General features: G+C 73.7%; 12 protein-coding genes. 3 read left to right on the top strand and 9 right to left on the bottom strand.

The features are described from left to right. Positions 1-167: 167 nt before the first annotated feature. Positions 168-1,613, top strand: coding sequence for a glyceraldehyde-3-phosphate dehydrogenase (locus KV205_RS33145; protein WP_265868673.1), 1,446 nt, complete (start codon positions 168-170; stop codon positions 1,611-1,613). Positions 1,614-1,845: 232 nt separating this feature from the next. Here the strand turns inward: KV205_RS33145 and KV205_RS33140 are convergent, their stop codons facing one another. Next, positions 1,846-3,096, bottom strand: coding sequence for a LysR family transcriptional regulator (locus KV205_RS33140; protein ID WP_265868593.1), 1,251 nt, complete (start codon positions 3,094-3,096; stop codon positions 1,846-1,848). Then, positions 3,005-3,553, bottom strand: a complete 549-nt coding sequence (locus KV205_RS33135) for a carboxymuconolactone decarboxylase family protein (protein WP_265868591.1) — start codon at positions 3,551-3,553, stop codon at positions 3,005-3,007. The genes KV205_RS33140 and KV205_RS33135 overlap by 92 nt, the downstream gene beginning before the upstream one ends. A 166-nt stretch (positions 3,554-3,719) precedes the next feature. Between KV205_RS33135 and KV205_RS33130 the strand changes: the two genes are divergently transcribed. After that, the gene (locus KV205_RS33130) at positions 3,720-4,319 is read left to right on the top strand and encodes a TetR/AcrR family transcriptional regulator (RefSeq protein WP_265868590.1); all 600 of its coding nucleotides are present in this window, start codon (positions 3,720-3,722) and stop codon (positions 4,317-4,319) included. An 84-nt stretch (positions 4,320-4,403) separates the two neighbouring features. Here KV205_RS33130 and KV205_RS33125 read toward each other — a convergent pair whose 3' ends face one another. From KV205_RS33125 to KV205_RS33095, 7 genes are all read right to left on the bottom strand, one after another. Beyond that, complete coding sequence (locus KV205_RS33125; protein WP_265868589.1) at positions 4,404-6,122, bottom strand: acyl-CoA synthetase; 1,719 nt, start codon at positions 6,120-6,122, stop codon at positions 4,404-4,406. After that, on the bottom strand, positions 6,119-9,472 hold the full coding sequence (locus tag KV205_RS33120) for an FAD/NAD(P)-binding protein (protein WP_265868586.1): 3,354 nt from the start codon (positions 9,470-9,472) through the stop codon (positions 6,119-6,121). The genes KV205_RS33125 and KV205_RS33120 overlap by 4 nt, the downstream gene beginning before the upstream one ends. Beyond that, a complete protein-coding gene (locus tag KV205_RS33115; protein WP_265868585.1) occupies positions 9,469-9,942 on the bottom strand; it encodes a cobalamin B12-binding domain-containing protein in 474 nt (157 codons plus the stop codon). The genes KV205_RS33120 and KV205_RS33115 overlap by 4 nt, the downstream gene beginning before the upstream one ends. A 371-nt stretch (positions 9,943-10,313) precedes the next feature. Beyond that, positions 10,314-10,730, bottom strand: a complete 417-nt coding sequence (locus KV205_RS33110) for a cupin domain-containing protein (protein WP_265868584.1) — start codon at positions 10,728-10,730, stop codon at positions 10,314-10,316. Further along, complete coding sequence (locus KV205_RS33105) at positions 10,723-11,649, bottom strand: sulfurtransferase (protein WP_265868583.1); 927 nt, start codon at positions 11,647-11,649, stop codon at positions 10,723-10,725. Before KV205_RS33105 ends, KV205_RS33110 begins: the two co-directional genes overlap by 8 nt. Before the next feature lie 5 nt (positions 11,650-11,654). After that, the gene (locus KV205_RS33100) at positions 11,655-12,191 is read right to left on the bottom strand and encodes an HPP family protein (protein ID WP_265868582.1); all 537 of its coding nucleotides are present in this window, start codon (positions 12,189-12,191) and stop codon (positions 11,655-11,657) included. Positions 12,192-12,202: 11 nt separating this feature from the next. Further along, positions 12,203-13,747: a vanadium-dependent haloperoxidase gene (locus KV205_RS33095; RefSeq protein ID WP_265868578.1), complete on the bottom strand. Its 1,545-nt coding sequence runs from the start codon at positions 13,745-13,747 to the stop codon at positions 12,203-12,205. A 723-nt stretch (positions 13,748-14,470) separates the two neighbouring features. Here KV205_RS33095 and KV205_RS33090 point away from each other — a divergent pair. Continuing rightward, on the top strand, positions 14,471-14,953 hold the full coding sequence (locus KV205_RS33090) for a hypothetical protein (protein ID WP_265868576.1): 483 nt from the start codon (positions 14,471-14,473) through the stop codon (positions 14,951-14,953). The last annotated feature ends 301 nt before the right edge of the window (positions 14,954-15,254 follow it).

The raw sequence follows: 15,254 nt of genomic DNA, 5'->3' as shown, positions 1-15,254 counted from the left end.
AAACCCCGAAGTGACGGGGCGTCAGATTCGACGGTCCCGCGATGTTACCGCCGGGAACCCCCACCCCACACCCCCGTGTCCAGGACCACACGGGACCCCCCTGCCGCACATCGGAGACGACGGGATAGCATTTGAGCACTGCCTAGCTCGATCGAGAGATGCTTTCTGTGACTGTCAACGAGGACTCGTTCACAAACTGGAAGAACCGCGAGGAGATCGCGGAGTCCATGATCCCGATCATCGGGAAGCTGCACCGGGAGCAGGACGTCACCGTCCTCCTTCACAGCCGCTCCCTGGTGAACAAGTCGGTGGTGAGCATTCTCAAGACCCACCGATTCGCCCGCCAGATCGACGGCGAGGAGCTGTCGGTCACCGAGACCATGCCGTTCCTGCAGGCGCTCACCACCCTCGACCTGGGTCCGTCCCAGATCGACATCGGCATGCTGGCCGCCGAGTACAAGGCGGACGACAAGGGCCTCTCGGTGGCGGAGTTCACCGCCCAGGCCGTCGCCGGCGCCACCGGGGCCAACAAGATCGAGCGCGGCGAGGGCCGTGACGTCGTCCTGTACGGCTTCGGCCGCATCGGCCGGCTCGTCGCCCGCCTGCTCATCGAGAAGGCCGGCTCCGGCAACGGGCTGCGGCTGCGCGCCATCGTCGTGCGCGGCGGCGGCGACCAGGACCTCGTGAAGCGCGCCTCACTGCTGCGCCGCGACTCCATCCACGGCCAGTTCCAGGGCACCATCACGGTCGACGAGGCCAACGGCGCGATCGTCGCCAACGGCAACACGATCAAGGTGATCTACGCCAACGACCCGTCCGAGGTCGACTACACGGCGTACGGCATCGAGAACGCCATCCTGATCGACAACACCGGCAAGTGGCGCGACCGCGAGGGCCTGTCGAAGCACCTGCGTCCGGGCATCGACAAGGTCGTCCTGACCGCTCCCGGCAAGGGCGACGTCCCGAACATCGTGCACGGTGTCAACCACGACACGATCAAGCCGGACGAGCGCGTCCTGTCCTGCGCCTCCTGCACCACCAACGCGATCGTCCCGCCGCTCAAGGCCATGGACGACGAGTACGGCGTGCTGCGCGGTCACGTGGAGACCGTCCACTCGTTCACGAACGACCAGAACCTCCTGGACAACTACCACAAGGCCGACCGCCGTGGCCGCTCCGCGCCGCTGAACATGGTCATCACGGAGACCGGTGCCGCCTCCGCCGTCGCCAAGGCGCTGCCGGACCTCAAGGCCCCGATCACCGGCAGCTCGATCCGCGTCCCCGTCCCGGACGTCTCGATCGCGATCCTGAGCCTGCGCCTGGGCCGCGAGACCACCCGCGACGAGGTCCTCGAGTACCTGCGCGACGTCTCGCTGCACTCGCCGCTGAAGCGCCAGATCGACTTCACCACGGCCCCCGACGCCGTCTCGATGGACTTCGTCGGCTCGCGCCACTCGTCCATCGTCGACGCCGGTGCGACCAAGGTCGACGGCGACAACGCGATCCTGTACCTGTGGTACGACAACGAGTTCGGCTACTCCTGCCAGGTCATCCGGGTCGTCCAGCACGTCTCGGGCGTCGAGTACCCGACCTACCCGGCCCCGGCGGCCTGATCCGCCGCGGTACCGGACAAGCCATACGCCGAACGGCGGTGGGGCCCTCGCCCCGCCGCCGTTCGGCGTTTTCCCGCCCGTCTTCCGACGAGGCCCGGACATGGCGGTGCCACGGCGCACCCGCGGTCTCTGGAGCCCGGTCGGGGGTGTGGGTCCGGGGAGAGACGGGTGTGCCGTGGCACCGGTTCAGGGGGCGCGGGCCGTGGGGGCGGGCCCGCGCCGTGGGCGAAGGTCAGCCGGCGAGGCCCGGGTTGGGACCGAGGGCCGACACCGCGGCGTCCTCGGGGTCCTCGGCCGGGACCGCGCCGGCCAGCGCGGTGGCCTGGCGGAGGGTCTCGGCGAGGTTCTCCCAGTCGAGGGCCGGGCGGTCGTCGCCGCGAGTGGAGAGCAGACAGGCGTTCCAGCGCATCCGGGGCACGCCCGGCAGCGGGCGCAGTCCGCCGGCCTCGCGCGGGGAGGCGGCCAGGGCCATCGGGAGCATGGCGCAGCCGAGCCCGGACTGGGCGGCGGCGCGGACCCCGGCCATGGAGCCGAGTTCGTGGATCTCGGGCGGTCCGTCGGAGCGGAGCCGGAGGAACTCGGGCAGCCAACGCTGCGAGGGGCAGTCGGGGTCGGCGATGACGACCTGGCGGCCGGCAGCGGCCGCGCCGCGCATCCGGGTGACTCCGGTGACGGGCACGAACTCGACTTCCTGCAGGCGCACTTCTGTCAGGTCGTCGGCCCGGTCGGGGGTGCGCAGCGGGTCGGTGAGCGCGCCGGGCAGGGCGGCGGGGTCGTCGGCGTCGACGACGGTGAGGACGAGCGCGCCGTCGATGGTGCCGGCCCGGAAGGCGTCGTGGACCTCTCCGGTGCCCATGACCCGCAGGGCGAGCTGGACTCCGGAGAGCAGCCGGCGGCCGATGTGGGTGAGGCGGGCGAGCTGCTGTCCGTAGGCGAGCGCGGGCACCACGCCGACGGTCATCCGCGGCGGGTTGGCGGCGGGGCGGCGCAGGGCGACCTCCATCTCGCCGACGAGCGTGAGGATCTGCCGGGCGTAGTCGCAGAGCACGGTCCCGGTGCGGGTGAGCCGTACGCCGCTGGGGAGCCGTTCGAAGACGGGCTCGCCCACCTGCCGTTCCAGGGCGCGCATCTGCGCCGTGACGCTGGACTGCGAGTACCCGAGGCGGCGGGCCGCCTGGGTGAAGGACCCGGTCAAGGTCACCTCGCGGAAGGTTCTCAGGGTTCTTGCGTCGATGTCCACGTGTTCAACCCCCTTGCCGCCCCCCGGCGGCGCCTGGCACTGGGGCGGCTGGTCGCACGCCGCCCGTTCGATCGCCCCAGTCGGTCTGTTCACACCACAGGGGTGCCGGACGCTCCTTCGCTCCCGGCACCCCTGTCGGCAGCGGAGGACTCTACTCGGCGAGCTGCGCCGGAACCAACGGAAAGTCCAGTTCCGGTTGCGCAACGTGATTGAAGAAGTTGGACAGCACGTTGAGCGCCACATGTCCGACGATCTCGGCCAGTTCGGCGTCGGAGACGCCGGCGGCGCGGGCGTCGGCGAGGGCGGCGTCGCTGACGCGGCCGCCGCTCTCCATGATGGCGCCGGTGATCCGCAGGACCTGGTCCATGTGCGGGTCGCCGGCGTCCTGGCCCTTGCGGGTGGCGAGCAGTTCCTGCTCGCCGAGGCCGACCTTGCCGCCGCGCAGGGTGTGCGCGGAGACGCAGTAGGTGCAGTCGTTGCGCTGGGCGATGTAGAGCGCCAGCTGCTCGCGCTGCCGGGCGCTGAAGCTGCCGCCGACCAGGGCGTCCCGCATGGCGAGGTAACCGCGCAGCGCGGCCGGGCCGTTGGCGAGGGCGGCGTAGAGGTTGGGCAGCTTGCCGAGCTGCTTGAGCGTGCTCTCGAGCAGCTCGCGCTGCTCCTCGTTGGCGGACTCTACGGTCAGCTGGGGCAGGCGGGGCATGGAACTCTCCTTGAGCCGAACCAAGACGGAACCAGTACGGAACCGAACGGAACTGATCGGTACCATCATGACGGTACCGATCGGTTCCGTCTGGCGCAACGGGAGGCGTGGACTCCGGTCCGGGCGCACGGAATCCGCCGCACGGAACCGAGTGGTACCGTTTGGTATGGCCACGAACGCGAAAGAACGACTCCTCAGTGCCGCGGAGCGTCTTTTCTACGAAGAGGGCATCCGGGCCGTCGGCATCGAGCGGATCCTGTCCGAGTCCGGAGTGGGCCGCGCCTCCTTCTACCGGCACTTCCCCAGCAAGGACGACGTGGTCGTCGAGGTGCTGCGGCGCCGCGACGGCATGTGGCGGGCCTGGCTGGACGGACGCATCGAGGCGAGCGAGCGCGGGCCGGAGGAGTTGCCGCTCGCCCTCTTCGACGGACTCGCGGAGCGCTTCGCCGCGGCGGACTTCCGCGGCTGCGCCTTCATCAACACGATGGTGGAGACCGCCGATCCGGAGAGCCCGGCCCACCATGTGGCGGCCGAGCACAAGGAGAAGGTCATCGCCCGCCTCGACGCCCTCCTCACCGACGGCGGCTACCACGACCACGAGACCCTCGCCCGCCAGCTCGCCCTCCTCGGCGACGGCGCCATCGTCACCGCGCTGCGCGAAGGCACCACCGAGGCCGCCCTCCGCGCCCGCGCGGTCGCGACGGTCCTGCTGAGCACGGCGGACCGGGAGGCGGACCGGGCGGCGGAGCCGGCGGAAGCCCGCTGAGAACGGCGCCGGACACACCCGGCGCCGGACGCGTGAACGCCCGGGGCGCCCCCCTCACGAGGGCGTCCCGGGCGTTGGCGTGTCTCAGGCCGCGCTGCCGTCCGCGCTGAGGGCGGAGCGGCGGAGTTTGCCCGAGCGGGTGCGGGGGAGGGTCGGGGTCAGGGTGATGGACCTCGGGACGAAGACCGGGGCGAGGCGGCGGCGGGCGAGGGTGAGCAACTCGGTGCGCAGGAGCTCGGGTTCGACGGGGCCGCGGGGTTCGACCACGGCGTACGGGGCGAGGCCGCCGCGCTCGTCGGGGCCGGGGATCACCGCCGCGTCGGCGACCGAGGGGTGGGTGCGCAGGACCGCCTCGATCTCCATCGGGGAGACCCGGTGGCCGTACGACTTGAAGACCTCGTCGTTCCGGCCGAGCAGCCGGATCGACCCGTCGGCGAGCCGCTCGCCCCGGTCGCCCGTGCGGTAGAGGCCGTCCGCGAAGGCCTCGGCCGTGCGGTCCGGGCGGTCCGCGTAGCCCCGCATCAGACCCGGCGGACGGTCCGTCAGATCCACGCACACCTCGCCGGATTCGCCGAGCGCGCCCGTCTCCGGGTCGCGCAGCACGATCCGGTAGCCGGGCAGCGGATGCCCGAGCGGGGACAGCGGCGCCGGAACGTCTGGGGCCCGGCCGATGAGGGCCGTCGCCTCCGTCTGCCCGTAGCCGTCCCGTACCCGTACCCCCCAGGCCGCCTCGATCCGGTCCGTGACCTCGGCGGTCAGCGGCTCGCCCGCCGCCGTCGCCTCCCGCAGCCGGGGCGCGCCCCGGCCCCCCGTCACGTACGGCAGCATCGCCCGCCACGCGCTCGGCGGCGCGCACAGGCTGCTGATCCGCTGGGCGGCGAGTACCCCGGGGAGCAGCTCGGCCGGCAGTCCGCCGTCGGGCGGGGCGACGACCGTGGCGCCGGCCGTCCACGGCACGAAGAAGCTGGACCAGGAGTGCTTCGCCCAGCCCGGCGCGGACAGGTTGAGGTGCCGGTCGCCGGGGCGAAGCCCGCTCCAGTAGAGGCTGGACAGATGCCCCACCGCGTAGCCGGCGTGGGAGTGCTCGACCAGCTTCGGCAGCGAGGTCGTACCGGAGGTGAAGTAGCAGAAGGACGGATCGGCGGACCGGGTCGGCCCGGGCGGCAGGAAGGCGCGGCGCCGCCCGGCGTCCCGGGTGTCGGGGTACGGCAGCCAGCCCGGCACTCCCCCGGCGCCGGGCGCCATCCGTACGCCCGGCACCGGAACCGCCGACTCCCCGACCAGGTGGACGAGTTCGGGCGCGCACACCACGTGCCGGATGCCGCCGCGGCCGATCCGGTCGGCGGCCTCGTCGCGGGTGAGGTCCTGGTAGCCGGGGACGACGACCGCGCCGAGCTTGATGCAGCCGAGCAGGGTCTCCCACAGCTCGGCCCGGGTGCCGAGCAGGATGAGCACCCGGTCGCCGCGGGCCACCCCCGCATCGGCGAGCGTGACCGCCAGCTCGTCCGAGCGGGCGGAGAGTTCGGCGAAGGTGACCCGGTCCACGACCGGCACCGTGCCGTGCGCGTCCGGTGCGCCCAGAATCTCCAGGGCGGTGCGCTGATTGCCCTCGGCGACCACGTCGAACCATTCCAGGGCCCAGTTGAAGTGCTCGGCCCGCGGCCACCGGAACGCGGCCGAGGCCGCCTCCCGTTCGCCGCGCAGCCGCAGCAGCAGGTCCCTGGCCGCCCGGTACTCCTCGTGCGCGGGCGTGCTGCGGTACTCCGCGCGGCAGGCGGGCCGCCGCCGGGCGGGCGCGGTCATCCGGCCACCCCGGCCACCCCGGCCGCTCCCGCGAGCGCGCCGGCGATGGCGTCGGCGTCGCGCGTGAAGGAGCCCCAGCCGCCCGGCCGGCCGCTGCCGACCTGGGTGAACCAGCGGGTGTGCTCGCTCGGGATGCCGAGCACATGGATCGCCTCCTCCGGCGAGCCGTCCGCGCCGACCGGGTGGAACGGCGCGTCGGTGCAGTCCACCCCGCCGGTCCGGAACTCCCCGGCCCCCGCGCTGGCCCCCGCACCGGATCCGGCTTCGCCCGCGTTCACATAGGGCCGCACCAGTCCGTCCGCGAGCAGTCCGCGGATCAGCGGATCGCGGTCCGCGGTGATGTCCGTGGTGGGCAGGCGCGCGTCGACGAGGACGTCGAGCGGTGTCCAGGAGTTCTCCACCTGCGCCGACTCCACCGTGAACCGGCCGCCGACCGGGTCCGTGCCGAACCGCACGCCCGGGCCGACCGGTTCGAGCACCCCGGCGGCGAGCAGCGCGAGGAACTGCTCGGAGCGCAGCTGCGGCGGTCCGGTCGACACCATCGCCGCCACCGGCCCGAACTCGGCCAGGAACCAGGCGTGCGAGGCGGGGGTGAGCCCGCCGAAGTCGACCACCTCGCGGATGGTCTGCCGGACGTCCCGCAGCACGTCCGCCGCCGCCTTCATCGGCCCGTCCGCGTTGCCGAGCCGCGCGTCGCCCAGGTCGGCGCGCAGCCACTCGGTGAGCACCTTGTGGAACTCGGCCGGCGAGCCGAAGCGGCAGCCGTGGAACGGCCGGGCGAGCGCGTCGAGTCCGGTCAGCGGCTGCGGGTCGATCCGGTAGCCGGCGGCGAGTCCGCGCAGCACGTCCTGGTCCGGGACCAGGGCGAGGGCTTCCTCGGCCCGCTCGGTGAACTCCCGTGCCGCGTCCGGACCGTGGACCTGCCGGATCCGGGTGGCGAGCAGCACCAGGTTCACCTCGGCGAGCAGCCAGGGCAGCACCAGCCGCTCGAAGTCGAGCGGCGCGTGCTCGGCGCGCAGCCGCGCCATCCGGGCGGGCGTGAAAAGCACCGGCCGGTACCGGTGTTCTGGCCCCTTCTGGTTGACGCCCCGGGTGAGCAGCGGCACGCCGGCCCGTGAGCCGGTGAGGATCCGCGGCTCCTTCCCGCTGGGCAGGTAGAGCAGCCCGTCGCCGCCGTCGGTGAACACGCCGCCGCGCCCGAGGGTGAGTTCGGCGAGCACGTCGTAGAAGGTGAGACCCATGCCGATGACGCCGACGCTCGCGCCGGCCGGGATGTCGGCGAGCGGCATCTCGTTGGCGGAGCCGCCCGCGATGTAGCGCAGCGGGCGGGCCGGGGTGCCGTGCTCGCGGGCGAACCGGCGCCAGTCGCGCTGCTGCGCGTCGAGCTCGTTCACCGGGTGGCCGGTGGCGAGCAGCATCCGGTCGACGGTGAGCACGTCGCCGCGGTCGAGCCGCAGCCGGTACGGCTCCCCCGGCGCGCCCCGGTCCGCGCAGATCACCCGGGCGGGCACCTGGTGCACGGTGAGGCAGGGCGGCAGGGTCTCCTCGATCCGCCGCATCACATAGCGCAGATAGCGGCCGTAGACCGCGCGCGGCGCATAGCCCTGCGGCTCGGCGCGCGCCGGGTCGTGCTCGGTCCACCACTCGCCGAGCGAGGGTCCGGCGCCGGGCCGGTGCGGGCCGTCGTCGGCCGGGCCGGAGAACATGGTGACCTCCTGCGCCGCGGTGTTCATCAGGAACCACGGCGACTGGTCCGTCCGCCAGATCCGCCCGGCCCCCGCCTCGTGCGGATCGATCGCGAACACCTCGATGCGGCGCGCCGGCGGCCGCTCCGCGCACCGGGCCGCGAGCCGCTCCAGGACGGACAGGCCGCGCGGGCCCATGCCCACGAAGGCGATCCGCAGCGGTTCGGCGACCGGATCGGCCAGGCAGCGCGGGGTGTCCAGCGGAGCCGGCTCCGGCGGCGGAGCGGTCTCCGCGGCCAGGTCGTGCTCCCGCGAGACCCGGCCGAGCATGCCGGAGAGCTGGCGCGAGGTCATCGGGGTGGTCCTCCGGCTGGTGGTGAGCAGCGGCAGCGCCCCCAGGTCGGTCCACTGGAGCCGCCCGTCCGGCGCGACCGCCGAGCGGGCCTCGCCCCGGTTGTCCGGGTGGAGGCAGAACGGCACGTCGAGCAGCCCGCGGTCGAAGGCCTTCAGGAGCGCGAGGCCCAGATCGTCGGAGAGCGCCCGGACCGCGCCGACCAGGGCGCGGGCCTCGGCGAGGATCTCCTCGGCGTCGCCCACGGCGGTCTGCCCGGCGCCGCGCGCCGCCCGCTGCCGTGCGGTCCTGGCCGCGTCGGCGGCGACCGACAGGGCGGTCAGGTTCTCCGCGACCGACGGGATGCGGTGCGCCTCCGTCTCGGTCTTCACGATGAGCCGCTGCGCCCCGCCGAGCACGGCGAGTTCGGCGCTGCGGCGCAGCAGCAGCCGGGCGCCGGGCACGGTGCGCGGATAGACGCCCATGTACGTGTAGAGGACGACGTGCCGGTCCACGCTCGGCGGGAGCAGCTCGTCGGCGAGCTGCCGCAGCGCGGCGAGCGCCCCGGCGTCCTGCAGCGGGTGGGTCTGCTGCGCGTACGACAGGGAGACGCTGGTGGCGCCGTTCTGCGCGAAGAACAGGCACTCCAGGACGGAGACGGCGACCAGCATCGACGGCGGGCACAGCTGCCCGAGCAGACAGCCGCCGAAGGACTCCAGATGGGCGCGCCGGCCCTGGGCGCGGCTCTCCTCGGCAAGGAACTGCACGGAGTCCCGCCAGGCGGCGACGGACTCGGCGAGCGGGGTGCGGCCGTAGGGCAGGCAGTACGAGACGGGGCCGCCCTCGCTGGCGGAGAGCCCGGCGGCGGCCATGGTGCGGAAGATGGCCATCGGGTCGGCGGAGCCGTGCCGGACCTGCACCGGGGTGCGGCGGCCGGCGGCCGCGGCGGTCCGGGCGGCGGTCCTGGGCCCGTGGCTGACGATCGGGAAGCCGTTCAGCGGCCGCCCGGTGCGCAGGGCGGCGGTGGCGGCGGCGTGGTCGCCGACCCGGGTGTAGCTGTCGATGGTGAGGGTGGCGACGGTCCGCTCGGGCAGCGCGGCGACGGCGGCGACGCCGGCGGCCATCTCCTCCGGGGAGACCATGCCCATGCGGGGCTGGACGACGAGCTCGCCGGCCGCGGCGGCCTCCTGGACGAAGGCGCCCAGGTCACCGGGGGCGTACGGGGCGGGGCCCGGGTTCGCGCCCGGGCCGGGGTTCGGGCCGGGTACGGGCTGCGCCTGCGGTGAAGGCGGATGCGGGTGCGGGTGCGGCGGGTGCCGGTCGGGAAGGGTCACGCCGCGGCCCGCCCGGTACACGCGCCTCTCGTCCCGCCGGATTCCTCGAGCCGGCCGAGCCGGGCGAGCAGCGCGGTGGGCGCGGTGCCGTCCGGGTACACGGCGTCGTAGCCCGCCGCGAGGAGTTCGGCGGTGCGCTCCTCGGCGCCTTCGGGCGAGATGCCGAGCAGTCCGCCGATCACCATCGGGATCTCCCGGGTGTCGGCGTCCTCGCGCAGCGCCCGGGCGGCGCGCAGGCCGTCCTGGTGCCCGTGGCCGTTGACCGAGGAGAGCACGACGAGGTCGGGGCTGGTCATCCGCGCGGTGTCCACGAGCAGCCGCTCGGGCACGCAGGGCCCCAGGTTGAGCACCGAGTGCCCGTGCTCCTCCAGGAACAGCTGAAGGTGCACCAGATTCCAGGTGTGCGCGTCCGAGGACCCCGTGGTGAGGAGCACCCGGCGGGACGGCTCGGGACTGTGCAGACTTTGCATGGCGTGTCTCCAGTGACGGTGCGGATGCGGATGCGGAAGGGGGCGAGCCCGGGCGTGGCGGTACGGCGACGGGGGCGGCGTGGGGCCATGGGGCGGCGCCGGCGGGGAATCGGCGCGTACGGCCCCGGGAGCCGCGGCCACCGGCGGGTACGGCCGGTGGCGGGCGGGGGCGGCCGCGACGGGGGGCGCGGCGCGCGGGTGCGTGCGGGTGCGTTCGTGCAGTGCGTTCGTACGGGCCACGGGGAGGCCCGTACGGCACGGTGCAGCGGTACGGGAGGGGTCGCCGCCCTCGCGGGCGGTGGGGGCCGCGAGCCCCCGGCAGGGGCCGGTCGCGGACCGGACGGGGACCGGTCCGCGCGCGGCCGTCGGTGTCAGGCGCCGGCGCCGACGCCGGTGGTGATCTCGCCCTCGTGGGGCGTGCGCGGGGAGGCCGGGCGGGCGCGGACCGCGAGGACCGTGCAGCCGGTGGCGCTGGACATCTGGTGCCGGGTGCCCGGCTCCTCGATCACGAGGTCGCCGCGGTGGAAGCGGCGCCCGTCGCTGTGGTCGAGCGTGCCGTCGAGCACCAGCATCAGCTCGTGCCCCAGGTGCTCGTGGAAGTCGCCGTGCGCGCCGGGCGGGAAGCGGAGCAGCAGCGAGGCGGAGTCCTCCTCGCCGGCGTGCCCGGGGCCCCACAGGACCACGAACTCCACGCCCTCGCGGCCGGGTTCGGTCCACGGCACCCAGGGCAGGTCGGTCTGCTCGAAGCCGTTGCGCAGCACATCGCGGAAGACGGTGACGTCAGGCACGGGTGGGGACCTCCGTATCGGCGGCGGCTCGCTGGGGGACGACGGACGGGATGGGGTCGGGGCCCCACTGCTGCGGGCCCTTGACGATCGGCGCGCCGATGAGGGAGCCGAACTCCCGCCACGCGCCGTCGTAGTTGCGCACGTCGCTCATGCCGAGCAGCTCGTGAAGCACGAACCAGCTGTGCGCGGAGCGCCAGCCGACCCTGCAGTAGAGGACGGTCGGGGCCTCGGCGTTCAGGGCGCCGTAGGCCGCCCTGAGCTCCTCCTCGCCGCGGAATGTGCCGTCGGCGTGGATGGCGGTGTGCCAGGGGATGTGCTCGGCGGACAGGGCGTGGCCGCAGCGCACGCCGATGTCGTCGGGCACTCCGGGCGGGGTGTTCGTGTGCCCGAGGTACTCCTCCAGGGAGCGCACGTCGAGCAGGGTGCGGCGGCCGATGTGGTCGAGCATGTCCTCGCGGCGGGCGCGGATCGTCTCGTCGGCGCCGGCCGGTACCGGGTACGTGGTCGCGGGGCGTTCGGGCGCCTCGGTGGTCAGCGCGCCGCCGATCGCCTCCCAGCGGGCGCGCCCGCCGTCGAGGATCCGCAGCTCCCGGTGCCCGTACAGGCGGAACTGCCAATAGCCCGCCGCGGCCCACCAGTTGTTGTTGCCGCTGTAGAAGACGACGGTGTCGTCCTCGGAGATGCCGTGCCGGCCGAGGAGGGCCGCGAAGGCCTCCGGGCCGATGAGGTCGCGCCGTACCGGGTCCTGGAGGTCGCCGGTCCAGTCGATGCGGACCGCGCCGGGGATGCGGCCGGGGCGGCCGCCGCCGTCGTTGCCGCCGTCGGTGATCTCGACGAGGACGAGTGCGGCGGTGCCGGCGGGGTCCTTCAGGTGCTCCTGGAGGCGTTCCGTGCTGACGAGCAGGCTCTCGCGGTTCATCGGGTTCACCACCAGTAGGTCGGGTACTTGGCGATCACGCCGGCCTTGGAGGCGATCAGGCCGAGCAGCACGAGCAGCACGCTGCCGATGCCGAGCAGGACGAGGAAGGTGACCGGCTTCGGGTCCTGGAGCACGGCGAGGACGGCGGTCGCGGCGGCCGGCGCGTGCACGGCGCGCAGCACCAGCATCAGGCCGACGCTGAGGCCGGCGGCGACGGCCGCGACCCACAGGGAGTGCCCGAAGAGCGCGACGGCGGCGAGGCCGAGGACGCCGGATCCGATCTGGCCGAGGACCACGTTGCGGGGCTGCGCGGGCGGCAGCGCCGGGGTGGAGCAGACGATCATCGCGGTGGCCGCCAGCGGGGCGATCATCAGCAGATGGCCGGTGGCCTCGCCGAGCGCCACGAGGACGACCAGGGAGACGACGGTGGCGAGGGTGCCGAGCAGGGCGGGCTTGGCGCCAGGGAACGGCGGGGCGCCGCTGCCGCCCTTGGCCGCGGCGGGCGCCGGGGCCGGGGTCTGGGTCGGGGTCTGGTTGCTCACGTGCTCGCTCCTCAACAACCGTTGAAGTAGTGCATGGCCTGCCGGTGCACGACCGTGCCGATCTGGTGGCCCATCTCGATGCCGGGCTCGTTGTCGAAGCTCCAGTGCATGCCGCCGTACACCCGGGAGATGCCGGCCTGGCGGGCGGCCTCGCTGAAGGTCGGCCAGGTCAGGACGACATCGGTGTGCGGGGTGAGTCCGGGCTCGACGGTGGAGGTGCCGGCCTTGAAGCGGAAGGAGTCGCCGAAGGAGTCGGTACCGGTGAAGCGGCGCAGGAACTCGGCGGCGGCGCCGGAGAAGGTGCTGTGGCCGGAGACGGTGGCCGGGAACGGCGGCACGGCGACGTACGCCTGCCAGTTCACCCCGTCCATGGTGACGGTGCCCTGCCCGGGGCCGCCCCAGACGGTCACCTGGCGGCCGCGCTGGTCGTACGGGATGAGGGTGGAGGGGCGGGCGAAGTCGTAGTCGAGCTTGACCGCCCAGGAGCCGATGGCGGCGTCGCACTCGGCCATGTTGAGGCCGAAGAACAGCTTGGCGTCCTGGTCGATGTCGTGGCCGTCACGGGCGGACACGAAGCGGCCCCACATCTGCTGGGCGCCGGGCGGGGTGACGTCGTCGTTCAGCCAGAACTCGGCGATGCACTTCTGCTCGTCCGTCAGATGGGCGCTGATGTCGAGGAGTTCCTCGATGGCGGCGGTCATCCGGATCGAGGGGTACGCGGGCGGCGCGGGCACCGTGAACTGGTCGGGGCGGCTGAGCGCGAAGGGCTTCATCACGGCGAACTGCGGCGTGAGGTACTTCTGCAGCTTGCCGCCGACGATCAGCGGGGACCAGTGCTCGGGCGAGACGACGATCGACGGGTCGAAGGCGCCGGCGGTCTGCGGCGGGTTCTTCGGCTGGTAGCCGGTGGTGTCCGCGTACGGCGGGGTGCCGAGCTGGTTGGCGCCGTCGCCGTGGCGGTAGTCCAGGACGGCCTGTGCGGTGCGGAGGCCTATCCAGGCGGGGCTGTAGCGGCGCGGGCTGGTCAGCTCGGGGTCGTAGCCGAGGCTGCTCAGCATGGAGTCGATGGCGACCTTGTACTCCGGGAAGAACTCCAGGAGCGCGAGGTGCGCGGCGTAGCTGACGGCCTCGTTCTTGTTGTCGAGGGTGCGCTCGGAGCGGGGCCGGCGCAGCGCGCCGCCGAAGCGGGTGCCGGAGGCGACCCGGTCGTAGCAGGCCCAGGCGTCGTAGATGCAGTTGTGGACGACGGCGAGGATGCGGGCGTTGACGGTGGCGGGGCCGAAGCGGTTGCCGACGGCCTGGTAGCGGCCGAGGATCGCGTCCATGGTGGCCTGGTTCCAGCGGACCACGACGGTGGGCTCGGCGACCGCGCCGGGCGCCCGGCGGCCGGTGCGGGTCTCCGCCTCGAACCGCGTCGTCGGGGCCGCGGCGGCCCAGGCGGTCCCGCCGGAGGCGAGCGCGAAGGCGCCGGCCGCGGCGGCGGAGGCGGTGAGCACCCGGCGCCGGGTGAACGGCGTGGGGGTGGCGGGGTCGGTGGAGACGGGTCGCTGAGACATCCCTTGTCTTTCCTTCGCGTGCGGTGCGGGCCGGATGCGGACGGTGCGGATCACGGATCGGACGGATCCCGGATCGGTCGGATCGGGGGCGGACCGGGGCGGAGCTGGTGGGACGGGTCCATCGGGTCGATCTGGGCGCCGGAAATCGGTCGGATCGTTCGGATCGCGGATCAAACACAAGCTCGAACAGTCCTCAGGCTGGCGAGAATTGATCGCGCGGGGCAACGGCCTATCGGCTTCTTCCATCGGAGGCATGCAAGGAAGCGATGGGCCGGGGCGGGGGCCGGGGCGAGTGGCTAGCGTGAGGGGACGCCAGGCACCGCCGGTCCGTACGGCCGGGTACGCCGTGCCGCGGAGATTCGGCACCTGGGCCCGTCCGGCCCTCATCCGCCGGACAGGCCCAGATCCCGGTTCCCGGGGCGGCGGCACGTCCTCGGGGGCCGGCTCCGCCGCCCGGACCGACCCCGGCCGCGCTCACCGCCCGTGGCCCGCCCCGTCGCCCGCTCAGCGGGCGGGGCCCGACCGCCTGGCACCGCAGGACATCTGCACGCGCACCGCCGACCCGAGGACTCGGGTCCGCCCGGTCATCCCGGCCACCTCCGGCCGCCCCGTCTCGGGGGCGAGCGCCGCGGGCCGCCGGCCGCCGGACCGGTGACCGCACCCTCGCAATCCCGTCCGGCAAGACCTCACGATCCCGCACCGATCCGTCTGGAGTGGCCGCGCATGTCCGTTTCCTCGCAGATCAGACCGCAGACCTCAGCCTCGGCGCCCCCTGCCGCCCCGCCCCTCACCGCCTTCTTCGACCGCCTCGCGCCGCGGCTGCACCGCTACGGCCTGGTGCTGCTGCGGGTGGGCCTGGGCGGCGTCTTCGTCTGGTTCGGCGTCCTGAAGGTGATCGGGCAGAGCCCGGCCGCCCAGCTCGTCGTCGACGTCATCCCCTTCGACACCGGTACCTGGTTCGTCCCCGCCCTCGGCTGGGCCGAGATCGCCCTGGGCGTCTGGCTGCTCAGCGCCCGCGCCCAGCAGCTGCTGCTCCCGGTCCTGGCCGGCCACCTCCTGGGCACCTTCCTGGTCCTGCTGCTCACCCCGCAGGTGGCCTTCGACCACGCGAACCCGCTGCTCCTGACGATGATCGGCGAGTTCGTGGTGAAGAACGTGGTGCTGCTCGCGGGGGCGGTGGTGGTGACGACCCGGCCGAAGGGCTGAGCGTCCCGGTGCGGCAGCCCTAGCAGAGAAGACACGACGGCTCCGGCCGGGGTGCGCCCCCGGCCGGGGCCGTCGTGTCTGCTGTCGGTCCTGCTGTCGGGCATGTCGCACCGAAGCCACTAGCATCATGGCACTGAGTGTGTTTTGCTGAGGGTACTCAGTGCCATTCAGTGCCATCATTGCCACGAGCGTTGCTAGGGGAGCCCCAGACCATGGCCAAGGACTTCGATCTGTATCGTCCGTCGGAGGAGCACGAGATGCTCCGGGAGACGGTCCGTGCGCTGGCGGAGGCGAAGATCAC

It is taken from the genome of Streptomyces sp. SKN60 (assembly GCF_026236535.1).
Taxonomy (GTDB): domain Bacteria; phylum Actinomycetota; class Actinomycetes; order Streptomycetales; family Streptomycetaceae; genus Streptomyces.
Note: the sequence above shows the minus strand (reverse complement) of the source record. Positions and strands in the feature narration are given on the sequence as shown.